Source organism: Microbulbifer sp. MLAF003, from assembly GCF_030012965.1.
GTDB classification, from domain to species: domain Bacteria; phylum Pseudomonadota; class Gammaproteobacteria; order Pseudomonadales; family Cellvibrionaceae; genus Microbulbifer; species Microbulbifer variabilis.
On the sequence record NZ_CP120232.1, the window covers coordinates 1,622,066 to 1,648,635 of the forward strand.

Sequence of the window (26,570 nt, forward strand, 5' to 3'; positions counted from 1 at the left end):
CGCCAAGCACAAGAGCTGGGCGTTACTGCGCGGGTTAGAAAGTTAAATATAATGTTGTTTAAGCAGGGGCCAGATTTCCTCTACAGAGCTGACCAAGTGATCTGCGCCCCAGTTGGCTGGGTTGTCTGATGCATCAATGTAACCATAACTACAGGCGATTGTTGGCATGCCAGCACGCTGCCCCGCAACAATATCCCGCTCGTGATCACCAATATAAACGGCTTCCGAGGGGGCACAGCCAATTTGATTGCATGCCAGGAAAATGGGCTCTGGGTCTGGTTTTGTCTTGCTGACGTGGTCTGGGCAAATCACAGCTGCTGCTGGTGGCAAGTGCTCAAATGCCTGCATTAATGGTAACGTAAATGCCTCGGGCTTATTGGTCACAATGCCCCAGGGAATACTGTTGTCCACGAGGGTGTCCAACAAGTTTTCAATACCCGGGAAAGGCGCTGTTTGCTCAGCCAAGTGAGCAAGGTATAGATCCAAAAGGCGCTGTAGCAGACTGCTGAACTCTGGGTCTCCCTCTTCCTTGCCAAACCCCAGTGTTACCAATGCGCGAGAACCATTGGAAACCGTGCCGCGGATTATTTCATCTGGCAGTGGAGGCAGTTGTTCCTGATGCCGTAGTTGATTAAGTACAACAATAAAATCTGGCGCGGTATCGAGAAGAGTGCCATCCAGGTCAAATAAAGCTGCTTTCATTTTATCGTCCGCTTACTCGGGTTTAATGGCATGCACAAGGTAGTTTACGTCGACATCGCGAGAGTTGAGTTTATAAGTGCGAGTTACCGGGTTGTATGTCATACCGGTAATATCCTTTAACTCCAAATCGCTTTCCCTCAGCCAGGCGCCCATTTCTGAGGGACGGATAAACTTGCCGTATTCATGGGTGCCTTTGGGTAGTAAGCGTAGGATATATTCTGCCCCTACTACTGCGAAAAGCCAGCCCTTAGGAGTGCGATTGATTGTCGAAAAAAATAGGTGGCCACCGGGTTTGACAAGCTTCGCGCAGGCGCGGATCACCGATGACGGATCGGGCACATGTTCCAGCATTTCCAGGCAGGTAACGACATCAAAACTAGCCGGTATTTCTTCAGCCAAGTCTTCGACAGCTACCCGCCGGTAATTTACATTTACGCCGCTTTCCAGTGCATGCAGTTTGGCCACATTCAGTGGTGCCTCTCCCATGTCGATGCCGGTAACGTCAGCGCCTCTCTGGGCCATGGCTTCCGTCAAAATGCCCCCGCCACATCCGACATCCAATAGCTTCTTATCCGCGACTGATGCAAGTCCATCGATATAGTTGGCGCGCAGCGGATTGATTTCATGGAGTGGCTTAAATTCGCCCTCTTTATCCCACCAGCGGCTGGCGAGCTGTTCGAATTTGGCAATTTCTGCAGGATCTACATTACTCATGAACTTCTATGCAAACTCCGTCGCTAGTGGCCGACCCTCGCCGGTAATAGGATCACTGGGGGTTAATTCGCGCTCAGCGCGAATGGCCGGCAATTCTATCACGCCACAGTTGTGCTCGCTGAACTACCTCTATTTCGTTCAAGGTTTGCAATTGGCGTTGCTTTAAAAGTTGTCTGCCGGCTACCCAGACATCACTTACATTATGGCCGCCCCCGGTATAAATCAGCTGGGAGATCGGGTCGTGCACTGGCTGTTGCTCAATTCCCCCCAAATTGATAGCAGTAATGTCTGCACTTTTACCAACTTCAAGGCTTCCGGTAATTTCATCAATTCCCAGTGCGCGTGCGCCGTTGATAGTGGCCATTGCCAAGGCTTGGTGTGCGGGTAGAGCGGTAGCTCGGCCGCTGACTGCTTTTGCCAGAAGGGCGGCGGTATTAGCTTCGGCAAAAAGGTCCTGGCTGTTATTGCTGGCTGCGCCATCAGTGCCAAGCGATACATTGATACCGGCGTCTAGAATCTCTGTCGCAGGGCAGAAGCCGGAAGCTAGTTTGAGATTTGAAGAGGGGCAATGCGCTACATGGGCGCCGCTTTTACTTAGTAGCTCGATATCCCTTTCGTTGGTTGCGACCATGTGCACACATAGAGTTTGCGGCCCCATCAGGCCCAGGCGCAAGAGGCGCTCAGTTGGGCGTTCTCCACTTTTCTCTAAAGCGGTTTCTACCTCGTGAAAAGTCTCATGCAGGTGTATTTGTATGGGAACCTGGGCCTCCGCAGAGCATACAGCGATTTTTTCCAGGGTCTGATCCCCCACTGTATAGGGGGCGTGCGGTGCAAAGACCACTTCGATACGCTCATGGGCGCGATAATCATCTCGAAGAGCTAGACCCTTATGTAGTGCTTCCTCACTATGCCGGCTCCAAGGAGTGGGTGCGTCCAGTACAGGAAAGGCGATATGGGCCCGGATGCCACTTTCCCGTGCTGCACAAGCTACGGCCTCAGGAAAGAAATACTGGTCAGAAAATGTAGTGGTGCCAGATCTCAGCATTTCGGCAATGGCATGACGACTGCCATCTGCGACAAATTCTGGGCCCACCCAGCGTTGTTCTGTCGGCCAGATATGTTGCTCCAACCACTCTTTTAACGGGCGGTCATCGGCATAGCCTCGCAGCAATGTCATAGGGGCGTGATTGTGAGTATTAATTAAGCCGGGAATCAAGGCGTGCTGGTTGAGATCTACTTCCTGGCTTGCCTTAAAACGGATCTTGGCTTCTGAGGAGGGCAAGAGTGCCGTAATTCGGCCCTGCTCAATAGCGAGAGAGCAATCTTCGTACACTTTTTGTTCAGGAATCACTGGAATAATCCAGCGTGCGTGGATCAATGTATCGACGGGCTGTGACATAAGTGCTAAGAGGCGGCGGTTAAAGTGGATTCAACTTTAGCGGCGGGGGACTGTTACGGCAACCAGGGATCTAAATGGCGTGAGTGGCTGTTCAGATGCCCCCTCCAACGGCGTCAAACTATGCTAGAATCGCCCGCTTATCCGGGCTCGGTACACATGCCCGCGCTATAAAAGGAACGCCGTAAGCCATGGGCGAATTAGCCAAAGAAATCTCTCCGATTAATATCGAAGAAGAACTCAAGCAGTCTTATCTCGACTATGCCATGAGCGTGATTGTCGGGCGCGCACTGCCGGATGTACGCGATGGCCTCAAGCCGGTACACCGCCGCGTGCTCTACGCGATGAGCGAGCTTAAAAACGACTGGAATAAACCATACAAAAAATCAGCGCGTGTCGTTGGTGATGTAATCGGTAAATATCACCCGCACGGAGACACTGCGGTCTACGACACTATTGTGCGTATGGCGCAGCCGTTTTCTATGCGTTACACCCTGGTAGATGGCCAGGGTAACTTCGGTTCTATCGATGGTGACAGCCCAGCTGCCATGCGATACACCGAGATCCGTATGGACAAGTTGGCCCACGAGCTGCTGTCCGACCTCGATAAAGAAACGGTTAACTTTGTCGATAATTACGATGGTTCCGAGCAAATGCCGGAGGTGTTGCCTTCCCGTGTGCCGAACCTTTTGGTCAATGGCTCCTCCGGTATTGCGGTGGGCATGGCTACCAATATTCCTCCCCACAACCTGGGTGAGGTGATCAAGGCATGCCTGGCTCTGATCGACAATTCCGAGTTGACCGTCGACGACCTGATGGAGTACATCCCCGGGCCGGACTTCCCCACGGGCGCCATCATCAATGGCCGCGCCGGTATTCTCCTGGCCTACCGCACTGGCCGTGGGCGCATTTATGTGCGTGCCAAAGCAGATGTGATCCGCGATGACAAGACCAATCGCGAAACCATCATCATTACTGAGATCCCCTTCCAGCTGAATAAGGCGCGCTTGATCGAGCGTATTGCTGAGCTGGTGAAAGAGAAAAAGATCGAGGGTATCTCTGAGTTGCGCGACGAGTCCGACAAAGACGGCTTGCGCGTAGTGATTGAGCTTAAGCGGGGAGAGCTGGGTGATGTGGTTCTGAATAACCTCTATTCCCAGACCCAGCTGGAAAGCGTCTTCGGTATCAATATGGTAGCCCTGGTCGATGGCCAGCCCAAGGTATTGAACCTCAAAGAGCTGCTCGAGCACTTTATTCGCCACCGTCAGGAAGTCGTTACCCGCCGTACGGTCTACCTGTTGCGCAAAGCCCGCGAGCGCGGTCATATTCTGGAAGGTCTGGCGATTGCCATCGCCAATATTGATCCGGTAATTGAGCTGATCAAGTCTTCCGCCACGCCGGCAGATGCCCGCGAGGCGTTGCTGGCCAAAGGCTGGCCTGTAGGCAATGTACAGCAGTTCCTGGAGCGGGCTGGTGCTGATGCCTGCCGTCCAGATGATCTGCCGCAAGAATTTGGTCTGCGCGACGACGCTTACTACTTGTCCCCGGCCCAGGCTCAGGCAATTCTCGAATTGCGCCTGCACCGCCTGACGGGCATGGAGCACGATAAGCTGCTGGCCGAATACCAGGATCGACTGGAGCAGATTGCTGAATATCTGCATATCCTCGGTAGCTTCGAGCGTCTGATGGAAGTGATCCGCGAAGAGTTAGAGCAGCTGTCAAAGGACTTTAACGATGAGCGTCGAACCGATATCGTTGCGTCTCGCCAGGATCTGACCGTTGAAGACCTGATTACCCCGGAAGACAAGGTAGTAACTATCTCCCACGGTGGTTACGCCAAGAGCCAGCCTCTGACCGATTACCAGGCCCAGCGCCGTGGTGGTATGGGTAAATCCGCGACCCAGGTAAAAGACGAGGACTTCGTCGAGCATCTATTGATCGCCAACTCCCATGACACCCTTCTGTGCTTCTCCAATAAGGGCAAGGTGTACTGGCTGAAAGTCTACGAAGTGCCCACCGCTGGCCGAGCCTCCCGTGGTCGCCCAATGGTTAATATGCTGCCCTTGGAAGAGGGTGAACGTATCAGCAGCATGATGCCGGTGTCCGAGTACGACGAAAATCACTTTATCTTCTTCACTACCGCCAATGGCACCGTAAAGAAAACCCCCTCACCGCGTTTGCCCGCCCCCGCAGTGTTGGTTTGCGTGCAATTGAATTGGAAGAGGGCGATCGCCTGGTAGCCACTGCGATTACCGATGGTGAGCGCGATGTAGCGCTGTTTACCAGCGCCGGTAAGGCAGCGCGCTTCTCCGAGTCCAATGTGCGCTCTATGGGTCGTGTTTCCCGTGGTGTTCGCGGTATTCGTATGCAGGAAGGTCAGCAGGTTATCGCTATGGTTATCCCTGAAGAGGGTGGCTCTGTGATGATGGCTACTGAGAATGGTTATGGTAAGCGCACAGCTATCAGCGAATTCCCCACCAAGGGGCGCGGTACCCAGGGTGTTATTGCGATCGCGGAAAGTGAACGCAACGGTGCCTTGGTTGGTGCCTGTCAGGTGCATCCGGGTGAAGAGATGATGTTGATCTCCGACCAGGGCACTCTGGTGCGCACCCGTGTTGATGAAGTGTCTGTACTTGGGCGCAACACGCAGGGGGTGCGAGTGATTCGCCTGAAGACTGGCGAGAAGCTGGTTGGTCTCGGTCGCATTGAAGAGACCGAAGATGACGGTGAAGAAAACGGTGGGGAAGAGTGACCCACCGCTCCAGACCACTAAGAAAGGCTGCGTTTATCGCGGCCTTTCTTGCCTTTGGCTCCCACGAAAAACGCTAAAGGCGCGATATCTATCCCCCTGAATGGCAATTTGTGCGTAGACACATCTAGTTGTATTTGAAACCTTTTTTGTATTGTGGAAATCAGCTCATGAGGAAGTTTAATTTCTGTGCAGGCCCTGCCGCTTTACCGCAGCCCGTACTGGAGCAGGCGCAAAGGGAGTTGCTCGATTGGCAAGGGCTCGGTTGCTCTGTAATGGAGGTCAGCCACCGCTCTCCAGAGTTTGTTGAGGTGGCTGAGCGGGCCGAACAGGACCTCCGCGATCTGCTCAGTGTGCCGAGCAACTACAAAGTATTGTTTCTTCAGGGTGGTGCAACTGGGCAGTTCAGTGCCGTGCCCTGGAATCTTCTCGGCGCTGGGTCTACCAAGGCCGATTTTATTCATTCAGGTCACTGGGCGGCCAAGGCGATTAAAGAGGCTCGTCGCTACGGTGAGGTCAATGTAGTGGCTTCCAGTGAGGATCGAAATTTCAGCTATGTGCCAGCTGCAGACAGTTGGCAGCAAACGGAAGGGGCCGCATATCTACACTATACGCCGAATGAAACGATTGGCGGTGTGGAGTTTGATTATGTGCCGGAGGTGGATTGCCCGCTGGTGGCTGATATGTCCTCGACTATTTTGTCGCAACCTATTGAGGTGGAGAACTTCGGTGTAATTTATGCCGGCGCACAGAAAAATATTGGTCCTTCAGGTATTGCCGTAGCCGTGATTCGTGATGATTTGCTCGATCGTTCAATGGAAAATATCCCCCGCAGTTTGAGCTGGAAGGTGGCTGCTGATGCGGGCTCTATGGATAACACGCCGCCTACTTTTGCCTGGTATCTGTCAGGCCTGGTTTTCCAATGGCTGAAGGCTCAGGGTGGTGTTGAGGAGATGGCAAAGCAGGCCGATGCAAAATCCAAAATGCTCTACAACTTCTTGGATAGCAGCGACTTTTTCTCCAGTCCGGTAGAGGTGGGTAGTCGTTCGCGTATGAATGTGCCTTTCGTATTGGCAGACGCCAGTCTTGATAAATTATTCCTGGAGGAATCCCAAGCTGCTGGACTGTTAAGTTTGAAGGGGCATCGCTCGGTCGGTGGCATGCGCGCTTCTCTATATAACGCTGTTCCTCTGGAAGCGGTGAAGGCTTTGGTGGCATTTATGGCGGACTTTGAGGTTCGCCGGGGTTAAGTGTCGGAAAGGGTAAATAATACTGATGAATTCACGGAAAAGTAGATAGGCGAATGACAGAGGAAACTACTAGTGGCGACCAGCGCTTATTAGAGCTGCGCAACCGTATAGATGGCATTGATGCCGAGATCGCCCAGCTTATTAGTGAGCGGGCGCGCTGTGCGCTGGAGGTTGCAGAGGTGAAAAAGGCAACTGGTGAAGACGCGCTGTATTATCGGCCCGAGAGGGAGGCGCAGGTGTTGCGCAAGGCTATGGAGCGCAATCCAGGGCCCTTGACCAATGAGGAAATGGCGCGATTGTTCCGTGAAATTATGTCAGCCTGCCTCGCGTTAGAAGAGCCGGTCAAGGTGGCTTATCTGGGGCCAGAGGGTACTTTTACCCAGCAGGCCGCATTGAAGCATTTTGGCAACTCGGCCAAAAGCCGCCCGCTCGCCGCTATCGATGAAGTGTTTCGAGAGGTGGAAGCGGGGGCGGTGAGCTATGGCGTGGTGCCCGTTGAGAATTCTACCGAGGGTGTGATCAACCACACTCTGGACAACTTCATGAATTCCAATCTGAGTATTTGCGGAGAGGTGGAGTTGCGGATTCACCATCACTTGATGATCTCGGATGTAACACGGCCTGAGTCAATCACCCGTATTTATTCCCATGCGCAAAGTCTGGCGCAGTGCCGCAAATGGCTTGATGCCCATTACCCCAATGTGGAGCGGGTGGCTGTGTCCAGCAATGCTGATGCGGCCAAACGAGTTAAGGGGGAGTGGAATACTGCGGCGATTGCCGGTGACATGGCGGCTGATTTGTACGGCCTGAAGGTTCTTTCGGAAAAGATTGAGGACCGCCCGGACAACTCCACCCGCTTTCTGATTATTGGTACGCAGCAGGTTCCAGTCAGCGGGGATGATAAGACCTCCCTGATGGTATCCATGCGCAACGAGCCGGGTGCATTGCATGATCTTCTGGAACCGTTCCGTCGCTACAGTATCGACTTGACCCGTGTGGAAACCCGCCCGTCTCAATCAGGTAACTGGACTTATGTGTTCTTTATTGATTTTAAAGGCCACCGGGATGCAGATGGAATCTCTGCAGCCTTGAGAGAGGTTGGGGCTTGTGCCTCCGACTTGAAGGTGCTGGGCTCCTATCCGCGCGGTGTACTCTGATGGAGCAAGAGCAAATTGGCCGGCTGCTGGTTATTGGGATTGGCCTTATTGGTGGAAGTTTTGCTCTGGCGCTAAAGGCAGCAGGTGCCTGCCGGGAGGTTATTGGTGTTGCTCCTAACGCTGAAACCTGTGAGCAGGCTAGAAGGTTGGGCATTGTCGACCGAGCCAGCACCCGTCTCGAGGAAGTGCTACCCGAGCTTGAGCCTGGCGACCTGGTTTTTGTCGCGGTACCCACGCTTGCGGTGGAGTCGGTGTTTGCTCAACTTAAAGGGGCCTTGCCAAATGGGGTAACCGCTACAGATGCTGCCAGCGTTAAGGGTAGTGTGGTAGTTGCGGCAAAAAAGGTATGGGGGCGAATGCCCGATTTCCTGGTTCCGGGCCACCCTATTGCCGGGTCAGAGAAAAGTGGCGTGACAGCGGCCAGGGATGATCTTTATCGCGATCATCGGGTTATTCTTGCTCCGCTGCCGGAAACCGATACGAGTCATTTGCAGCTGGTGGAGCTGGCTTGGCAGGCGGCTGGTGCTGAAGTGCTTAAAATGCCAGTGGAGGAGCATGATGAGGTATTGGCGGCGACCAGCCACCTTCCTCATGTCATCGCTTTTAGTCTCGTGGACACTCTTGCGCACGATGCAGAAAATGAAAATATTTTTCGCTATGCAGCCGGTGGTTTTCGCGACTTCACTCGAATTGCCTCCAGTGACCCGGTCATGTGGCGAGATATTATGCTGGCTAACCGGGATGCCATTTTAAAGGCAATCGATCTCTACAGTCTCAATCTCTCATCTTTACGTAGTGCCATTGCCTCCGGCGATAGTGCGGCGCTGATGGGTGTCTTCACCCGAGCCAAAGCGGCCCGGGATCACTTTACAAAAATGTTGGCGAAACAAGCGTATTCAGATTCTATGCAAGCACAGGAAATTACTTTTATTGCACAGCCTGCTGCCAAGGTCACAGGCAAGTTCCGGGTACCTGGAGATAAGTCGATGTCACACCGTTCCATTATGCTGGGCTCCCTGGCAGAAGGGGTGACGCAGGTGGAGGGTTTCCTTGAAGGGGAGGACGCGCTGGCGACTTTACAGGCTTTTCGTGATATGGGAGTGGTGATAGAGGGGCCGCACGATGGTCGGGTAATTATCCACGGCGTGGGTATGCGCGGATTGAAGGCACCTCCGGGGCCCTTGTACTTGGGTAATTCAGGTACCTCCATGCGGCTGCTGGCGGGACTGCTTGCCGGGCAGGACTTTGATGTGACCCTTACAGGCGATGAGTCTCTCTCCAAGCGCCCCATGAATAGGGTGGCCAATCCGTTGCGGGAGATGGGTGCAAATATTGAAACCGGGCCGGAAGGGCGCCCACCGCTTTTGATCAAAGGCGGTGGGCAGCTGGCAGGGGTCAACTACCCGTTGCCGATGGCTAGTGCCCAGGTGAAATCCGCTGTGCTCCTCGCTGGGCTCTACGCTGATGGCGAAACCTCTACTGTGGAACCGGCGCCTACCCGAGATCATACCGAGCGTATGTTGCAAGGTTTTGGGTATGTAGTAGAGCGAAACGGCGCTAAGGCAAGTGTTTGTGGCGGAGGGGCTTTGGCGGCCTGCCGTATTGATGTGCCAGCAGATATCTCTTCCGCTGCTTTCTTTATGGTGGCAGCGGCTATCTCTCCTGGTTCAGATATTGTGCTGGAGCATGTGGGGATCAACCCGACGCGAGACGGCGTAATAAGTATTTTGCGGGCTATGGGGGCTGATATTGAGCTCGAAAATGTACGAGAGGTGGGTGGAGAGCCAGTAGCGGACATACGGATTCGCTATGCCCCACTGCAAGGCATTCGCATTCCAGAAGACCTGGTGCCACTGGCTATTGATGAGTTTCCGGCCCTGTTTATTGCCGCTGCGTGTGCAGAGGGAGAGACTGTGCTGACCGGGGCAGAGGAATTGCGTGTTAAAGAGAGCGACCGCATTCAGGCAATGGCGAATGGGTTGGCGGCGCTGGGGGTGTCGGCCAGGGCAACCCCTGATGGTATTGTGATTCAGGGTACTGGCGAGAAAAACGTATTCTCTGGTGGGACAGTTGATAGCCTGGGGGACCACCGTATTGCCATGGCCTTTGCAGTGGCATCATTGCGCGCAAAAGATACAATCCGCATCCTTCATTGCGCCAACGTGGCTACCTCATTTCCAAATTTTGCCGAACTGGCGACGGAGGCTGGCTTAAAGCTTCAGTTGGCTTAGGGGGAATTTGGAAACCTCGCAGTTCGCGCAGTTATTTCAGAAGTAGAGTTTTATTAGAAGATATGAGTGATTCGAACAGGCTGCCGCCGGTAGTCACAATTGATGGCCCTAGTGGCTCGGGGAAGGGCACTATAGCCAAGCTGCTGGCGGACCGCCTGGGCTTTACCTTGCTTGATTCTGGCGCCCTGTATAGGGCTGCGGCTCTGGCTGCTCTTGATAAGGGGGTAGACCTGGCTGATGAGGAGGCGCTCACTCAGGTGGCAAAGGCCTTGGATGTTCACTTTGCTGTGAGTGAAGGTAAGCTGCGGGTGGTTCTTGATGGGCGCGAGGTCACTGATGATATTCGGATGGAGCGGGTTAGTATGGCTGCATCATCTGTGGCTGCAATTCCTGGAGTGAGGGCCGCTTTATTGCAGCGGCAGCGAGATTTTCGTCTGTCTCCCGGCCTGGTTGCAGATGGCAGGGATATGGGGACTACGGTGTTTCCTGACGCGCCAGTCAAAGTATTCCTGACAGCCAGCGCCGAGGAGCGCGCCAGGCGTCGCGAGGCGCAGTTGCGGGAGAGGGGTGTTTCTGTTAGCCTCCGCGACCTGCTGGAGGACATCCGTGCCCGTGATGCACAGGATATGAATAGAAAAGCCTCTCCCCTGGCTCCCGCTGAGGATGCGGTAGAGCTCGATAGCACAGGGGTGGGTATCGATGAAGTTCTCCAAAAGGTGCTCGATTTGATACAGGATCGAATTTCGTCCTGAAGTTTGAGCAGCACATAGTTTACTAACGATAACGGCCGGGATCAGCCAGAATTGCCCGGCCGTTGTTGTAATCCGACCCGCGTGCTGGCAACGCGGTTGGGGTCACGGCTGGCGGTTGACTAAACTCAACAGTTACCAACGGCTGGGCCCAGCACTATAGGTAATGTAATGAGCGAGAGCTTTGCTGAACTATTTGAAGAGAGCCTGAAAAGCGTTGAAATGGCACCGGGCGCTATTGTAACCGGTGTTGTAATTGACGTAGACAAAGACTGGGTAACCGTTCACGCGGGCCTGAAGTCTGAAGGTGTTATCCCTGCCGCACAGTTCGCCAATGACAAGGGCGAAGTTGAGCTGCAGGTGGGCGACGAAGTACAGGTTGCCCTGGAAGCTGTGGAAGACGGTTTCGGTGAAACCCGTCTGTCCCGTGAAAAAGCCAAGCGCGCTGAAGCCTGGAAAATCCTCGACGCAGCCCACGCAGCTGACGAAGTGGTTAAAGGTGTTATCAGTGGCAAGGTTAAGGGTGGCTTTACTGTTGACGTTGCCAATATCCGCGCATTCCTGCCCGGCTCTCTGGTTGATGTTCGTCCGGTTCGCGACACCGCGCACCTGGAAGGTAAAGAGCTCGAGTTCAAAGTTATCAAGCTGGACTCCAAGCGTAACAACGTTGTTGTTTCCCGTCGCGCGGTAATGGAAGCTGCGACTTCCGAAGAGCGTGAAGCACTGCTGGAAAGCCTGCAGGAAGGCATGAGCATCAAGGGTATCGTGAAGAACCTGACCGATTATGGTGCTTTCGTGGACCTGGGCGGTATCGATGGCCTGCTGCACATCACCGATATGGCTTGGAAGCGCATCAAGCATCCGAGCGAGATCGTGAACGTTGGCGACGAGATCGAAGTAAAAGTATTGAAGTTCGATCGTGAGCGCAGCCGTGTATCCCTGGGCCTGAAGCAGCTGGGCGAAGATCCTTGGGTATCCATCAAGCAGCGTTACCCAGAAAACAGCCGCGTGAAGGCGGTTGTAACCAACTTGACCGACTACGGCTGCTTCGCCGAGCTGGAAGAAGGTGTGGAAGGTCTGGTACACGTTTCCGAAATGGATTGGACCAACAAGAACATCCACCCGTCCAAAGTTGTCCAGGTGGGCGACGAGGTAGAGGTGATGATCCTGGATATCGACGAAGAGCGTCGTCGTATCTCCCTGGGTATCAAGCAGTGCCAGGAAAACCCGTGGGATGCCTTTGCGCGTAAATTCGCTAAGGGTGACAAGATCTCCGGTAAGATCAAGTCCATCACTGATTTCGGTATCTTTATCGGTCTCGACGGCAGCATCGACGGTCTGGTGCACCTGTCCGACATCTCCTGGAACGAAGCTGGCGAAGAAGCCGTACGCAAGTTCAAGAAAGGCGACGAAATCGAGACTGTTATCCTGGGTATCGACTCCGAGCGCGAGCGCATCTCCCTGGGTATCAAGCAGCTGGAGTCCGATCCGTTCTCCGACTACGTTTCTACCAGCGACCGCGGCAGCATCGTTGTAGGTACTGTTAAGGAAGTTGATGCTAAGCAGGCAGTAATCACCCTGGCGAACGAAGTAGAAGGCGTTCTGCGCGCTTCTGAAATCAGCCGAGATAAGGTTGAAGATGCTCGCAATGTCCTGAAAGAAGGTGAAGAGGTAGAAGCTAAGATCACCAGTGTGGATCGCAAGAACCGTGTGATCAGCCTGTCTATCAAAGCCAAAGACCAGGATGACGAGAAGCAAGCTATCAAGGATCACAGTAAGAAGCAGTCTGAGCAGGTTCAGCCCGCTACTATCGGTGACCTGATCAAGGCGCAGATGAACAACAAAGACTGATTATCTTTGATTGTTTAGAGCTCCAGATGAAGCATTTGGAGTGACCCGAAAGCCGGACTGGGGTTGCCCAGTCCGGCTTTCTATTAGATGATTGCTGCTCTACTCCAAAATAATCAATGACTTAGAAAGGTTGCGGGGCACATGACCAAATCCGAACTGATCGAAAGGATTGCGTTGAGGTTGGATCAGCTGCCGGTAAAAGATGTAGAGCTGGCAGTCAAAGTTATGTTGGACTCCATGTCTGACGCGCTCTCCCAGGGTGAGCGGATAGAAATACGAGGTTTTGGTAGTTTTTCATTACATTACCGGGCACCACGTACAGGGCGGAACCCTAAAACCGGGGATGCCGTGGACTTGGCGGGCAAATATGTTCCTCACTTCAAGCCTGGTAAGGAACTGCGCGACAGAGTCAATCGGAGTATGCACGATGAGGCAGGGATCGGGGTATGATTACACCTCGGCAGCGGCTGATTGTGATTCGCTCTGCATCATGTGATTTTCCTGAATAGTCTCTGTGGCTTCTTAATAAAGCTATCTAGTGGAACGTGGAGGTTCCCTTGTCATTCTTGCGTTGGTTGATGCACGTTTTTCTTGGCTTTGTGGCCCTTCTGTGTGTCGCCCTCGGCATCTATATATCAGTGGAAAATCCCCAAATTATTTCACCGGTTATCGCAGGGTACTCCCCATTTTCTGGCAGTGTGGGAGTTTGGCTTATCGCAATGCTGCTTTTGGGGATTTTGCTGGGAGTTTTGGCTAGCCTGCTACCTCTCTTTACGCAGCGTCGCCGGGTAAGGGGGTTGAGTAGACAGTTAAAGAAAATGGAGCGAGAGCTTCAGGCTGCTCACCGCAAGGTATCCGGAGACTGATTTGCTCGATTTCGCCTATTTCTTTTTCCTGCTGGCAGCCATCGCCATAGGCTGGATGCTGGGGCGAGGCAGCTCCAAAAAGAAGCCGGACTTCAGCGAGCAGGAAGAATCCCTGGCTCGTTCCTATGCGCAGGGGCTGAATTACCTGCTCAGCGAACACCACGACGATAGTATTGATAAATTTATTGACTCGCTTGAGGTCAGCCCGGCCACTTTTGATACCCATTTGGCATTGGGGAATCTTTTGAGAAGGCGGGGTGAGTACGATCAGGCAATAAGAGTGCACCAAAATTTGTTGGCGCGTCCCAGTCTATCCAGGCAGAGTCAGCATAAGGCTCAGTTCGAACTGGCTTGTGATTATATTGCTGCGGGGTGGCTCGACCGTGCTGAACGCCTGCTGCAGGAACTGGTAGAAACTTCCCAGGAGCTGCGTACAACCAGTCTTGAGCACTTAGTAGAAGTCTATCGGGATGAGCGCGAGTGGGCCAAAGCAATTCATGCCGTCAACTTGTTGCATGGCCGCCGATTTAAGCGCTTATCTGCTGATTGGGCGCCAGTGCAGGCACATTTTTGCTGTGAGTTGGCAGAGGAGGCGATTGCTGCTAAGGACTACCTCAGTGCGCGTAAACATTTAGATGCAGCCCTGGGGTATGATCGCAGTTCAGTGCGGGCCTGTTTGCTTTGGGCGCGCCTGGAGTATCTACTCGGCAAGCAGCGTGATGCCATCAAGGTCTTGCAGAGGATCCCCAAGCAGAGCCCTGACTATATTCCGGAGATTCTGGAGCTTCTCCTGACGTGTTATGGAGAGCTTGATGATGGCCGAGGCCTGGATCGGTATCTGGAGTCCCTCCTAAAGGAGCACCCCTCGAATAGCGTATTAATAGCACTGGCTGAGCGAATCCAGGAGCAGGATAGCGAAGCCGCTGCGGCAGCGTTTATGGGTAAGCAATTGGCTTTGCGCCCTTCTTTGCGAGGGCTGGGGCGTTTTCTTGATTTGTATATTGGCACGGCACAAGGTAGAGCGAGAGAAAATCTCTCCCTGTTAAAAACGCTGGTTGATCAATTGATCGCAAACCGCCCCCATTATCGATGTAGTAATTGTGGTTTTTCCGGCAATCAATTGCATTGGCTGTGCCCCAGTTGCAAGCACTGGGACTCTGTCCGTTCGGTCAAGGGTATCGAAGGTGAGTAGTTCCGGCTGCTTGTCTTTTGCTCAATCAATGTACCAATGAAATTTATATGAGGTATTTCTTTGCGCTCTCAAGTTTCCTCTCCAATCGTTGTCGCTCTCGACTATGACAATAAAGAAGCGGCCCTGGCTATGGCGGGCCAGCTTGATCCGGCCCTTTGCCGGGTAAAAGTAGGTAAAGAGCTTTTTACCATTGCTGGACCCGATGTGGTTCGGGCTCTTGTAGAGCGAGGTTTTGAGGTTTTTCTCGATTTAAAGTTTCACGATATTCCAAATACTGTGGCCTCTGCGGTGAAGGCCGCAGCGCGCCTGGGTGTCTGGATGGTCAATGTACATGCCAGTGGTGGCGAGCGCATGATGAGAGCGGCCTCTGAAGCTCTTGAAGAGTTTGGCGATAGTAAGCCACTACTAATCGGGGTAACTGTATTAACAAGCACCACTCCAGAGGAACTGAAAGCCGCGGGAGTTGAAAAATCACTAAAAGATCATGTAGTGGGTTTGGCAGAGAAGGCCAAAGCCTGCGGTCTTGATGGGGTTGTGTGTTCTGCACGTGAAGCGAGCGCTCTTAAGCTGGCCTGTGGGCCGGAGTTTGCCTTGGTGACTCCCGGTATTCGCCCGGCTGGGAGTGATGCTGGGGATCAGCGCCGCACATTGACACCTTCTGAAGCTATTGCGGAAGGTTCTGACTATCTCGTTATTGGGCGCCCGATAACCGCATCTGCAAATCCGCTAGAGGCACTACAGGGTATTTTGACCGAAGTTTCAGGTAAGTAAGCTTTGATTACTTTGGTCGTATGTGATGTGGTGTAATTAGTGCTAAGTGAGTTTGAGCTCGGCGCATAGTTATCATGGTGCGGCTTGGGGAAGTATTGGCAGTCCCAATGTGAAACAAAAAACACTTTCACTTGGAGTCAATCATGACAAACTTTCGCGTATTACTTTCTGCTGTATTTGTACTAACTTTTGCACTTTGCCAGCCGGTGATGGTTTTTGCAGATGATGGAGAGGTTGAAGCTGCAAAACAATTGATATCAGAGGTTAATATAAACAGTGCATCAGTCGTTGAGCTGGCTGAAAAGCTGGATGGCATAGGGGAGGCTCGGGCGCAGTTAATCATAGAGTATCGTGAGAAACATGGCCCCTTTACTTCTATTGATCAGTTGTTGAATGTAAAGGGTATCGGCGCGACGACACTTAAGAAAAACAAGGAGAGGATTCGCCTTTAGTATTTGGAAAGCTGTCCGTTATTAGCTATTGCCGGGCATTCAACTGGTGCCCAGTTGGGCCCGGTTTTAATTTGGGTGCGCTAGCAGGTCAGGCCTTTTGCTTCGGGTTTAAGGGTTGTGTCCTGATGCTTTCCTTGGGCTTCGCTACCATGTAGTTTGCTTAGTCCTTTCTACGGCGTATCGATAGAATATTGTAAATTGTATTGGTGGTAGGCGTTAGCAGCGCCTATTGATGGGTTGGCTGCTTCCTGTTGTGTGTGTAATTGTTATCCGCTATTGCTTGTGGTTGTATCAATGCCTCTAACATAGCGGGTCGTCCGTAGGGGTTGTGGGGCAATTCATCGTGTTCATAACCCTCGCCAGAGTAAAGTATCCTTCTCGGTGTGAGTCTTTGATATCTTTTTCTGGGTTTTTATCACCCGGTGATCATGTGCGTTGCCGAGCCGAAGATTGCCTTGTACCAAAAGCCCTTCAGGTTTTACTTGGCGAGTTGCGTCAGGCCTGTTTGCGGCATGATTGCAAAGAAATCCACCGAATCTTGCGTGAGGCAGTCGGGGATTATTCGCCAAGGCAGAGTTTGGTGGATATGGCCTGGGCGCAGCGGCGTCAGGATTCTCCGCCTGAGGGCAAGGCGCCGGTTAAGCGACTTCATGAGGTGGCTAGGGCTTGCTGATGGTCAGGCCTGCGAATCGCCCTGGCGGTAGTTGGGGCTTTAATTGAGGGATAAGATTTTCAGTTTACAGTAAAGAAAAAACCCCACACAGTTTTTGTACCGTGTGGGGTTTTTGTTTGGCTCCGCCTGCTGGGCTCGAACCAGCGACCCAATGATTAACAGTCATTTGCTCTACCAACTGAGCTAAGGCGGAATTTAATCTAATTTGTATAGCGCAAATTAAGCTGCGCTTAGAAATTTGGCTCCGCCTGCTGGGCTCGAACCAGCGACCCAATGATTAACAGTCATTTGCTCTACCAACTGAGCTAAGGCGGAATTTCTTAACGGCTGTGCCGTCGAGATGGCGCGTATATTATAGAGCACTTTTGGGCAGGTCAACTCTTTTTTTCGATTTAACTAATTGATTTGTCAGGAAATTATTTGTTCGATTTGTACGCAAAAAGATATCGGGTAATAGCGGGAGAGGTGAGGTGTGACAGGTCTTTCGGGTTTGTGGGGTCTTTGAGGAGGGCCTACAATCGCATTCTGTTTTTTGGATTGATGGTTGGGTGAGTGTATGGAGTCGCGTCCGTTCAAGGTAGAGAGTAGCTACAGCCCGGCCGGCGATCAGCCGGTGGCAATTGAGCAGTTGGCAGAAGGGATTAATGATGGCCTTAGCCATCAGACATTGCTGGGGGTCACTGGGTCGGGCAAGACTTTCACAATGGCCAACATTATTGAGCGCCTGCAGCGTCCGGCGATAGTGATGGCTCACAACAAGACGCTGGCTGCCCAGCTTTACGGTGAGTTTAAAGAGTTCTTCCCCAAGAATGCTGTAGAGTACTTCGTCTCCTACTACGACTACTATCAGCCCGAAGCTTACGTGCCATCCTCGGATACCTTTATAGAGAAGGATGCGTCGGTAAACGAGCATATTGAGCAGATGCGCCTTTCCGCCACCAAAGCCCTGATTGAGCGGCGAGACGTGGTAGTGGTTGCTACAGTGTCAGCTATTTATGGTTTGGGAGACCCGGATAAGTACCTCAAGATGGTACTGCACCTGGATCGTGGTGACCTGGTCGATCAACGTACGATTCTACGCCGACTGGCGGAGCTGCAATACACTCGTAACGATGCAGACTTCCGCCGTGCGACCTACCGTGTGCGCGGCGATATTATCGATGTCTACCCGGCAGATTCCGATATGGAAGCGGTGCGCCTCTCCTTGTTTGATGAGGAGATTGAAGATATTACCCTGTTTGACCCCCTTACTGGTGAACAGCTCAAGAAGGTTCCCCGGGTCACTATCTTCCCGAAGTCTCACTATGTAACCCCTCGGGAAACCATCGTCAGTGCTATTGATCACATCAAGGAAGAGTTGCGGGTGCGCCTTGATCAGTTGCGCGGTAACAATAAATTACTGGAAGCCCAGCGACTGGATCAGCGCACCCGGTATGACCTGGAGATGATGCAGGAGCTGGGTTACTGCAATGGCGTAGAGAACTATTCCCGCTACCTGTCCGGGCGTGATGCCGGCCAGCCGCCCCCCACATTGTTTGATTATTTGCCCCATGATTCCCTGCTGTTTATTGATGAAAGCCATGTAACCGTCCCGCAGATTGGCGGCATGTACCGGGGGGACCGCTCGCGTAAAGAGACCCTGGTGGAATACGGTTTCCGCCTCCCCTCCGCCCTGGATAACCGCCCCCTGAAGTTTGAAGAGTGGGAGCACCTGGCTCCGCAGACGGTATTTGTCTCGGCGACACCGGGGCCCTACGAGGGTGATCACGCAGGGCAGGTGGTTGAGCAGGTAGTGCGGCCAACCGGGCTTGTTGACCCAGAGGTGGAGATTCGCCCGGCCCTAACCCAGGTGGATGATGCCCTGTCAGAGATTCACCGCTGCGCAGATGCAGACCAGCGAGTCCTTATTACCGTGCTGACCAAGCGAATGGCCGAGGATTTGACTGAGTATCTGGCTGAGAATGGGGTGCGTGTACGCTACCTGCATTCTGATATTGATACCGTAGAGCGGGTAGAGATTATTCGGGATCTTCGTATCGGTGAATTTGATGTATTGGTGGGTATTAACCTTCTGCGAGAAGGTCTGGATATGCCTGAAGTAGCGCTGGTAGCCATCTTTGATGCAGATAAGGAAGGCTTTCTGCGTTCAGATCGCTCGTTGATCCAGACTATTGGCCGCGCTGCGCGTAACCTTGAGGGGCGGGCTATTCTATATGCGGATAAGGTGACAGGCTCTATGGAGCGGGCTCTCGAGGAGACCCGCCGCCGCCGTGAGAAGCAGCTCGCCTTTAACCAAGAGCATGGCATTACCCCCAAAGGGATTCGCAAAAGTGTGGCGGACATTCTTGAAGGAGCTGTGGCGCCCGGCGTGCCGAAAAACAAGCGTAAGGTGGCCGAAGGGAAGGGTGCTTATAAAGTTGATGCCAAGCCGTTGTCTGACAAGCAGCGCTGGGCGCGAATCAGTGAGCTTGAAGAGCAGATGTACGAGCACGCCAAGAACCTGGAGTTTGAATCCGCAGCCAAATTGCGCGATGAGATCTCCCGTCTGAAGGAGGCGGAATAGGTGAATGCCGGGCTGTATTCTGCAATCATCTCAGCCCGATTTGCAGGGTTCACGGCCTTAATTTTAATCACACAAAAGTTCAGTAAGTTGTTGAAAACACTGAAAAGCGGTGCTAAAGTTCGCGCTCTTCGCAGCACTGGGTTCCCCCGCTGCAGAGTTTTAGACCCGTAGCTCAGTTGGTTAGAGCGCTGCCTTGACATGGCAGAGGTCAGCGGTTCAAATCCGCTCGGGTCTACCATCTATAAAGGATGGCTGGCCCATCCGGATCAATAGTTCCATGAACGATTTCATGGATAGTTTCATGCGGTCTTTGGTAGGGATCGCCACTGAGAGAAAGGACATACAATGCTCGTTGTTACTCTCCCCGACGGTTCCCGTCGAGAATTTTCCGCCCCGGTTTCCGTACACGATGTTGCTGCAGATATCGGTCCAGGTTTGGCCAAAGCTGCACTTGCCGGTGTAGTTGACGGTAAAGAGGTTGATACCAGCTACATCATCGATCGCGATGTAAATCTGGCTATCATCACAGATCGTCAGCCGGAAGGCCTGGAAGTGATCCGTCATTCCGCCGCACACCTGCTGGCACAGGCAGTCAAGCAGTTGTACCCCACCGCCCAGGTCACTATTGGCCCGGTTATTGAAGATGGGTTCTACTACGACTTCGCCTACGAGCGTCAGTTTACGCCAGAGGATCTCGAGAAGATCGAAGAGCGAATGGAAGTGCTGGTCAAGGAAAATATTCCGGTTACCCGCCGCTTGATGCCCCGTAAAGAAGCGGTGAAATACTTCCGCGATATGGGCGAAGAGTACAAGGCTGAGATTATCGACAGCATTCCCAGCGATGAAGATATCTCTTTATATCGCCAGGGTGATTTCGAAGATCTGTGTCGCGGACCACACGTGCCCTCCACTGGAAGGCTGAAAGCCTTCAAGTTAACCAAAGTGGCCGGTGCCTACTGGCGCGGTGACTCCAACAATGAAATGTTGACCCGTGTTTACGGCACCGCCTGGGCCAACAAAAAAGAATTGAAGGCTTACCTGCGTCGTATTGAAGAGGCAGAGAAGCGCGACCACCGCAAGCTGGCCAAGAAATATGACCTCTTCCATATCCAGGAAGAGGCACCCGGCATGGTGTTCTGGCATCCGAACGGCTGGACTATTTACAGCACTATCGAGCAGTACATGCGTCGTCGCCAGCGCGAATTCGGCTACAAAGAAATCAAAACCCCGCAGCTGGTGGATTTCAGCCTGTGGCGCAAGTCCGGTCATGCGGACAAATTTGCCGATGACATGTTCACCCTCACCAGTGAGGAGCGTCAGTTCGCCATCAAACCGATGAACTGCCCCTGTCACGTACAGGTGTTCAATCAAGGCCTGCGCAGCTATCGCGACCTGCCGCTGCGCCTGGCGGAGTTTGGTTCCTGTCACCGCAGCGAGCCCTCCGGTTCCCTGCATGGCCTGATGCGCGTGCGCGGTTTTGTACAGGATGATGGCCATATCTTCTGTAGCGAAGATCAGATCCAGTCAGAGGTTTCTGACTTTATGGATCTGCTGCACTCAGTGTACAAAGACTTTGGCTTTAATGATGTTATTTACCGTCTCTCCACTCGCCCGGAGAAGCGTGTAGGTTCCGATGAAAGCTGGGATAAGGCGGAGAAAGCCCTGGCCGATGCGCTGGATGCCGCGGGCCTGCCCTGGGAAGAGCTGCCGGGTGAAGGCGCCTTCTACGGACCCAAGATTGAATTCTCCCTGAAAGACTGTCTCGGCCGTGTATGGCAGTGCGGCACCATTCAGGTGGACTTCTCTATGCCGGGCCGTCTGGATGCACAATATGTTGCTGAAGATGGTTCGCGCCAGTCGCCGGTAATGTTGCACCGCGCAGCCCTGGGTTCCTTCGAGCGCTTTATCGGAATTCTGATTGAACACTACGAAGGTGCATTCCCAACCTGGCTGGCACCGCAGCAGGTGGCGATCATGAATATCACCGATCGCCAGGCTGATTATTGTCGCGATTTGCAAGCCCGCCTGAGTGAGCAGCAATACCGCGCCACAGCTGACTTGAGAAACGAGAAGATCGGCTTTAAAATCCGCGAGCACACGCTTCAGCGTGTTCCTTATCTGCTGGTGATCGGCGATAAGGAAGTGGAAAGTCAGACTGTGGCTGTTCGCACCCGTAGCGGTGAAGATCTGGGAGCTATGACGTATGAGTCATTCCTTGAGATCCTTGAGCAGGACGTTAGTCGTCGCGGTCGTTTGACAGAAGATAATGCATAACAACTTGGCAACTGGGAGACCATAGCTATTAAACGAGACACTAAGGGACGGTCCAAAAAGGCCCGCATAAATGATCAGATTGAAGCGTCAGAACTCCGCCTGATAGGTGCTGATGGCGAGCAGGTGGGCATTGTCTCCCTGGAGGAGGCGCTCGAGGCTGCGCAACAGGCCAGCCTGGATCTCGTTGAAATTGCCCCGGACTCCACGCCGATAGTCTGTAAGATCATGGACTATGGCAAGCACGTATTCGAGGCCAAGAAAGCCAAGAATGCCGCCAAGAAGAAACAGAAGCAGCAACAGATCAAGGAAATGAAATTCCGCCCGGGCACCGATATCGGTGACTACCAGATCAAGCTGCGCAATCTCGTCCGCTTCCTGGAAGCGGGTGACAAAGCCAAAGTATCCCTGCGCTTCCGTGGCCGTGAAATGGCCCACCAGGAGCTGGGTATGGAAATGATGCAGCGCATCGAGAAGGACCTGGAAGAGCTGGCCATTGTAGAGCAGCGACCCAAAATGGAAGGTCGCCAGATGCTGATGGTTCTTGCTCCTAGCAAAAAGAAAAAGTGAGGTTTGGGGAAGTCATTCCCGAGGTCTCCTTTTGAGAAGTGGTTGGGCGACGGCTGCCTCCCCACTCTCGCAGTGCCGATAACCCCGGTTATCGGCAGTTACTAAAGGTGCCTGTTTTACAGGCGATTATTCACTTTGGAGTACAAAATGCCGAAAGCAAAGACTCATAGTGGCGCTGCCAAGCGCTTCAAGAAGACGGCTGCGGGCTACAAGCACAAGCACGCTAACAAGAGCCACATCCTCACCAAGATGACCACCAAGCGTAAGCGTCAGCTGCGTGGCACCCAGACTATGAACAAGTCTGATGCCGGTCTGGTCGATCGTATGTTGCGCGCCAAGTAATTGGTCCAAATCGCAAAGGTTTAAGAGGATAGAAGTATGGCCCGTGTTAAACGTGGTGTAGAGGCGCGTCGTCGTCACAAGAAGATTCTGAAGCAGGCTAAAGGTTACTACGGTGCGCGTTCTCGCGTATTCCGCGTTGCCAAGCAGGCAGTTATTAAAGCTGGTCAGTATGCATACCGTGACCGTCGCGTTAAGAAGCGTAACTTCCGCGCTCTGTGGATTACCCGTATTAACGCCCAGTCCCGTGCAGAAGGCCTGAGCTACAGCCGCCTGATCGCAGGTCTGAAGAAAGCGGACATCGCACTGGATCGCCGTGTACTGGCTGATCTGGCTGTTTACGATAAAGCCGCTTTTGCTGCCGTAGTTGAAAAAGCTAAGGCAGCCCTGGCAGCGTAAGCTGTCACTTCAGTTGTAAAACTGAATACTTAAAATAGGGAAGGGCTGTAGCGGCCCTTCCCTATTTTTTTATGGGGTTTCCGCTATTTTTTACCGGTGGCGGTACCTGGGGTAGACCCCTCCGGTGCAGAGAGCACCGGCCGAACAAAGCAGAAAAAATTAATCGAAGTTGGATTCAAACGGGAACAGTTCGATGCAAGATTTGCAGTCCCTCACCGAGCAGGCAATGGAGCTGGTGGAGAAGGCCGACGGCCTCGCCGCACTGGATCAGGTGCGTGTTGATTACCTGGGCAAAAAGGGCCAGCTGACGGCACTGCTGAAAGGCCTGGGTAAGCTGTCTGCTGAGGAGCGCCCGGCGGCGGGTGCCAAGATCAACGAAGCCAAGCAGCAGGTTCAGGAAAAAATTAACGCGCGGCGCAATAGGCTGGAACAAGAGGCCATCAATGCCAAGCTGGCGGAAGAGACCATAGATGTCACCCTGCCGGGGCGCGGTGAAGAGCAGGGCAATGCTCACCCGATTACCCGCACCTTAAAGCGCGTAGAAGAATTCTTTGCCGGTATCGGATTTTCTGTTGAGAACGGCCCGGAGGTCGAACAGGACTACTACAACTTCGAAGCCCTGAATATTCCCGCGCACCACCCAGCGCGCGCGATGCACGACACTTTTTATGTGGACCCCACCACCGTACTGAGAACCCACACCTCCTCAGTGCAGATCCGCACCATGGAGAAAAAGTCTCCGCCGCTGCGTATTATCTGCCCGGGCCGCGTATACCGCTGTGATTCCGATGTCACCCACTCGCCCATGTTCCACCAGGTGGAAGGCCTGGTAATCGGCGAGAACATCAGCTTCGCCCACCTGAAAGGCACCATCGACCAGTTCCTGCGTGCCTTCTTCGAAGCGGAAGTACCGGTGCGTTTCCGTCCGTCTTACTTCCCGTTCACCGAGCCTTCTGCAGAAGCGGATATCCAATGTACCGCCTGTGGTGGCGAAGGTTGTCGCGTGTGTTCCGGCACTGGCTGGCTGGAAATTCTCGGCTGCGGCATGGTGCATCCGAACGTATTTGCCGCCTGCGATATCGACAGTGAAAAATACTCGGGCTTTGCCTTCGGTATTGGTATCGAGCGCCTCGCCATGCTGCGCTACGGCGTTAACGACCTGCGCTTGTTCTTCGATAACGATCTGCGCTTCTTGAAACAGTTCTAAGCCAAAATCGAATTGTGTAGGCCTGCGTGGCGAAAGGCCCCAGGCAAAATGCGCACAGAGCTGCGCTGACGGAATACAGAAAGAGATCAACTATGAAAATCAGCAACTCCTGGTTGCGGGAATGGGTAAACCCGGAACTCACCACTCAGGAACTGGCCGATCAAATCACCATGGCCGGCCTGGAAGTGGATGGCATAGAAAAAGTAGCGGGTGATTTTTCCGGAGTGGTTGTGGGTGAGATTATCGCCTGTGAACAACACCCGGATGCAGACAAACTGCGCGTCTGTAAAGTAGCCGGTCACCCTGAAGGTGAAATGCAAGTGGTGTGCGGTGCTCCCAACGCGCGTGTGGGTATCAAAATTCCTTTTGCCCTGGTAGGCGCCAAGCTACCGGGCGATTTTAAAATCAAGAAAGCCAAGCTGCGCGGTGTAGAGAGCTTTGGCATGCTCTGTGCGCAAACCGAACTGGAGCTGGGCGAAGACAACGACGGTATCTGGGAGTTGCCGGAAGACGCACCCACCGGTACCGATCTGCGTGAATACCTGCAGTTGGATGATGAGACCATCGAAGTGGATCTCACCCCGAACCGTTCCGACTGCCTCGGTGTTGCCGGTATTGCCCGCGAAGTGGGCGTGCTGAACCGCTGCGCCGTTCAGGGCCCTGAAATTGCCCCGGTACCCCAGCAGATTGAAGAAAGCCTGCCGGTATCCCTGCTGGCGGAATCTGCCTGCCCACGCTATGTAGGCCGGGTAATTCGCAATATCGATATCAAAGCCCAAACTCCTCTGTGGATGCAGGAGCGCCTGCGCCGCAGCGGCCTGCGCAGCATCGACCCGGTAGTGGATGTCACCAACTACGTCCTGCTGGAACTCGGCCAACCCATGCACGCCTTTGACCTGGAGAAACTCTCCGGTGGTATCAAAGTGCGTATGGCTGAGCACGGTGAAGAACTGACTCTGCTGGATGGCCAGGAAGTAAAACTGCAGGAAGGCACCCTGGTTATTGCCGACGAAGAAAAGCCCCTGGCGATGGCCGGTATTATGGGCGGCCTGGATTCCTCTGTTACCGAAGGTACCCAGCATATCTTTCTGGAGAGCGCCTTCTTCAATCCGCTGGCGATTGCCGGCAAGGCCCGCTCCTACGGCCTGCACACGGATTCCTCCCACCGCTTTGAGCGGGGCGTGGACTACCACCTGCAAGAGAAAGCGGTTGAGCGCGCTACCCAGCTGCTGCTGGATATTGTTGGCGGCGAGCCCGGCCCAGTACATCTGCGCGAGCTGACTGAAACCATGCCCGCCGAGCGTCATATCACCCTGCGCCGCGCGCGGGTAGAGCTGGGCCTGGGCATCAAGCTGGCCGATGACGAAATCGTCGATATCCTCACCCGTCTGGGACTGGAAAAGATCGATCAGAATGATGAAGGCTGGACTTTCCTCGCACCCAGCTTCCGTTTCGATATCGCCATCGAAGCAGATCTGCTGGAAGAGCTGGCCCGTGTGTATGGCTACAACCGTATCCCCAGCGAAAGCTTTACCGCTGAACTGGAAATTGCCCCGCGCCCAGAGAGCATGGTTGCCCAGGACAACCTCGAGCAAACCCTGCTGAGCCGCGGTTACTACGAAGCGATCACTTTCAGCTTTATCGATAGCGACAACGCCGCTCTGTTTGATCCGGAAGCCGACCCGGTGGCCCTGCAAAACCCGATCAGTGCCGAACTTGCGGTTATGCGTACCACCTTGCTGGCAGGCCTCTGTAAAGCTCTGCAATATAACCTCAACCGCCAGCAGAACCGCGTGCGCCTGTTTGAAACCGGCCTGCGTTTTGTACCTGGCGCCGAGCTGCAGCAAGAGCAGATGATCGCAGGCCTGGCTTATGGCAACCGTTATGCAGAGAACTGGACGGGCAGTAAAGACAGTGTGGATTTCTATGATGTGAAAGCTGACGTGGAAGCCCTGCTGGCACGCACTGGCGCCGCCAATGAGTTCCGCTTTGTTGCCGGCCAGCACCCCGCGCTGCACCCAGGCCAAACCGCCAAGATCATGCGCGGCGACCGCGAAGTAGGGGTTATTGGCGCTCTGCACCCTCAGCTGCAGAAGAAGCTGGATCTGTCCAAGCCTGCCTTCGTATTTGAGCTGAGCCTGGAAGCGATCGGAGAGGGCAAAGTGCCTGCATTCCGCCCGCTATCCAAGTTCCCGGAAGTGCGTCGCGACCTGGCTTTATTGATCGATGCCGATGTTCCTGCCGCCAGCTTGGTGGAAACCGCCGTCGAAGTAGCCGGCGAAACCTTGACCGACCTCAAAATATTTGATGTCTACCAGGGCAAAGGCATTGATTTAAATAGAAAAAGTGTCGCTTTGGGGTTGACCTTTCAGCATTCGTCGCGCACCCTTAATGACGACGAAATCAATGCCGCTATAGATGCGGTGGTCGGAAAACTAGAAGAAAAATATAACGCTAGTCTGCGCTAG

Annotated in this window: 20 protein-coding genes, 3 tRNA genes and 1 pseudogene; 19 read left to right on the plus strand and 5 right to left on the minus strand. The window is 53.5% G+C overall.

Going from position 1 to position 26,570, the window contains the following annotated elements:
• Window positions 1-42 precede the first annotated feature (42 nt).
• The 3 genes from P3339_RS07815 to P3339_RS07825 all read right to left on the minus strand — a co-directional run bounded on the left by P3339_RS07815 (window position 43) and on the right by P3339_RS07825 (window position 2,815).
• On the minus strand, window positions 43-702 hold the full coding sequence (locus P3339_RS07815; RefSeq protein ID WP_020413368.1) for an HAD family hydrolase: 660 nt from the start codon (window positions 700-702) through the stop codon (window positions 43-45).
• Between the two features lie 12 nt (window positions 703-714).
• Window positions 715-1,416, minus strand: coding sequence for a bifunctional 2-polyprenyl-6-hydroxyphenol methylase/3-demethylubiquinol 3-O-methyltransferase UbiG (gene ubiG / locus P3339_RS07820; RefSeq protein WP_020413367.1), 702 nt, complete (start codon window positions 1,414-1,416; stop codon window positions 715-717).
• A gap of 73 nt (window positions 1,417-1,489) precedes the next feature.
• Window positions 1,490-2,815, minus strand: coding sequence for a TRZ/ATZ family hydrolase (locus tag P3339_RS07825; RefSeq protein ID WP_282952939.1), 1,326 nt, complete (start codon window positions 2,813-2,815; stop codon window positions 1,490-1,492).
• Window positions 2,816-3,003: 188 nt separating this feature from the next.
• Between P3339_RS07825 and gyrA the strand changes: the two are divergent.
• The 11 genes and pseudogenes from gyrA to P3339_RS07880 all read left to right on the plus strand — a co-directional run bounded on the left by gyrA (window position 3,004) and on the right by P3339_RS07880 (window position 16,080).
• A pseudogene (gyrA, locus tag P3339_RS07830) lies at window positions 3,004-5,564 on the plus strand (DNA gyrase subunit A).
• Window positions 5,565-5,731: 167 nt separating this feature from the next.
• On the plus strand, window positions 5,732-6,811 hold the full coding sequence (gene serC, locus P3339_RS07835) for a 3-phosphoserine/phosphohydroxythreonine transaminase (RefSeq protein ID WP_282952940.1): 1,080 nt from the start codon (window positions 5,732-5,734) through the stop codon (window positions 6,809-6,811).
• A gap of 53 nt (window positions 6,812-6,864) precedes the next feature.
• On the plus strand, window positions 6,865-7,968 hold the full coding sequence (gene pheA / locus P3339_RS07840; protein ID WP_020413363.1) for a prephenate dehydratase: 1,104 nt from the start codon (window positions 6,865-6,867) through the stop codon (window positions 7,966-7,968).
• Window positions 7,968-10,199, plus strand: coding sequence for a bifunctional prephenate dehydrogenase/3-phosphoshikimate 1-carboxyvinyltransferase (locus P3339_RS07845; RefSeq protein ID WP_282952941.1), 2,232 nt, complete (start codon window positions 7,968-7,970; stop codon window positions 10,197-10,199). Before pheA ends, P3339_RS07845 begins: the two co-directional genes overlap by 1 nt.
• Before the next feature lie 62 nt (window positions 10,200-10,261).
• On the plus strand, window positions 10,262-10,951 hold the full coding sequence (gene cmk, locus P3339_RS07850; RefSeq protein WP_282952942.1) for a (d)CMP kinase: 690 nt from the start codon (window positions 10,262-10,264) through the stop codon (window positions 10,949-10,951).
• A 168-nt stretch (window positions 10,952-11,119) separates the two neighbouring features.
• Window positions 11,120-12,799: a 30S ribosomal protein S1 gene (gene rpsA, locus P3339_RS07855; RefSeq protein ID WP_020413360.1), complete on the plus strand. Its 1,680-nt coding sequence runs from the start codon at window positions 11,120-11,122 to the stop codon at window positions 12,797-12,799.
• Window positions 12,800-12,940: 141 nt separating this feature from the next.
• Entirely contained in the window at window positions 12,941-13,249 is a 309-nt protein-coding gene (gene ihfB / locus P3339_RS07860) for an integration host factor subunit beta (RefSeq protein ID WP_020413359.1), read from the plus strand.
• Between the two features lie 107 nt (window positions 13,250-13,356).
• Window positions 13,357-13,665 (plus strand): lipopolysaccharide assembly protein LapA domain-containing protein, encoded by a 309-nt coding sequence (locus tag P3339_RS07865; protein ID WP_245556689.1) that lies wholly within the window; start codon window positions 13,357-13,359, stop codon window positions 13,663-13,665.
• A gap of 1 nt (window position 13,666) precedes the next feature.
• Window positions 13,667-14,857 carry a lipopolysaccharide assembly protein LapB gene (gene lapB / locus P3339_RS07870; protein ID WP_282952943.1) on the plus strand — a complete coding sequence of 397 codons (1,191 nt, stop codon included), beginning with the start codon at window positions 13,667-13,669 and terminating at the stop codon, window positions 14,855-14,857.
• A 60-nt stretch (window positions 14,858-14,917) separates the two neighbouring features.
• Entirely contained in the window at window positions 14,918-15,628 is a 711-nt protein-coding gene (gene pyrF / locus P3339_RS07875) for an orotidine-5'-phosphate decarboxylase (RefSeq protein WP_020413356.1), read from the plus strand.
• Between the two features lie 143 nt (window positions 15,629-15,771).
• Window positions 15,772-16,080, plus strand: coding sequence for a ComEA family DNA-binding protein (locus P3339_RS07880; protein WP_020413355.1), 309 nt, complete (start codon window positions 15,772-15,774; stop codon window positions 16,078-16,080).
• Window positions 16,081-16,870: 790 nt separating this feature from the next.
• Here the strand turns inward: P3339_RS07880 and P3339_RS07885 are convergent.
• A tRNA-Asn gene (locus P3339_RS07885) sits at window positions 16,871-16,946 on the minus strand.
• Window positions 16,947-16,992: 46 nt separating this feature from the next.
• Window positions 16,993-17,068: transfer RNA gene (locus P3339_RS07890), tRNA-Asn, on the minus strand.
• A 241-nt stretch (window positions 17,069-17,309) separates the two neighbouring features.
• On the opposite strand from P3339_RS07890, the gene uvrB reads away from it, so the two are divergent.
• The 8 genes from uvrB to pheT all read left to right on the plus strand — a co-directional run bounded on the left by uvrB (window position 17,310) and on the right by pheT (window position 26,570).
• Complete coding sequence (gene uvrB / locus P3339_RS07895; RefSeq protein WP_282952944.1) at window positions 17,310-19,316, plus strand: excinuclease ABC subunit UvrB; 2,007 nt, start codon at window positions 17,310-17,312, stop codon at window positions 19,314-19,316.
• 161 nt (window positions 19,317-19,477) lie between these two features.
• A tRNA-Val gene (locus P3339_RS07900) sits at window positions 19,478-19,554 on the plus strand.
• Window positions 19,555-19,661: 107 nt separating this feature from the next.
• Entirely contained in the window at window positions 19,662-21,590 is a 1,929-nt protein-coding gene (gene thrS, locus P3339_RS07905) for a threonine--tRNA ligase (RefSeq protein WP_282952945.1), read from the plus strand.
• Window positions 21,591-21,617: 27 nt separating this feature from the next.
• Window positions 21,618-22,157: a translation initiation factor IF-3 gene (infC, locus tag P3339_RS07910; RefSeq protein WP_157533488.1), complete on the plus strand. Its 540-nt coding sequence runs from the start codon at window positions 21,618-21,620 to the stop codon at window positions 22,155-22,157.
• Window positions 22,158-22,304: 147 nt separating this feature from the next.
• The gene (gene rpmI, locus P3339_RS07915; protein WP_020413351.1) at window positions 22,305-22,499 is read left to right on the plus strand and encodes a 50S ribosomal protein L35; all 195 of its coding nucleotides are present in this window, start codon (window positions 22,305-22,307) and stop codon (window positions 22,497-22,499) included.
• Between the two features lie 36 nt (window positions 22,500-22,535).
• On the plus strand, window positions 22,536-22,895 hold the full coding sequence (gene rplT, locus P3339_RS07920) for a 50S ribosomal protein L20 (protein WP_020413350.1): 360 nt from the start codon (window positions 22,536-22,538) through the stop codon (window positions 22,893-22,895).
• 193 nt (window positions 22,896-23,088) lie between these two features.
• Entirely contained in the window at window positions 23,089-24,102 is a 1,014-nt protein-coding gene (pheS, locus tag P3339_RS07925; protein ID WP_020413349.1) for a phenylalanine--tRNA ligase subunit alpha, read from the plus strand.
• Window positions 24,103-24,194: 92 nt separating this feature from the next.
• Window positions 24,195-26,570: a phenylalanine--tRNA ligase subunit beta gene (gene pheT, locus P3339_RS07930; protein ID WP_282952946.1), complete on the plus strand. Its 2,376-nt coding sequence runs from the start codon at window positions 24,195-24,197 to the stop codon at window positions 26,568-26,570.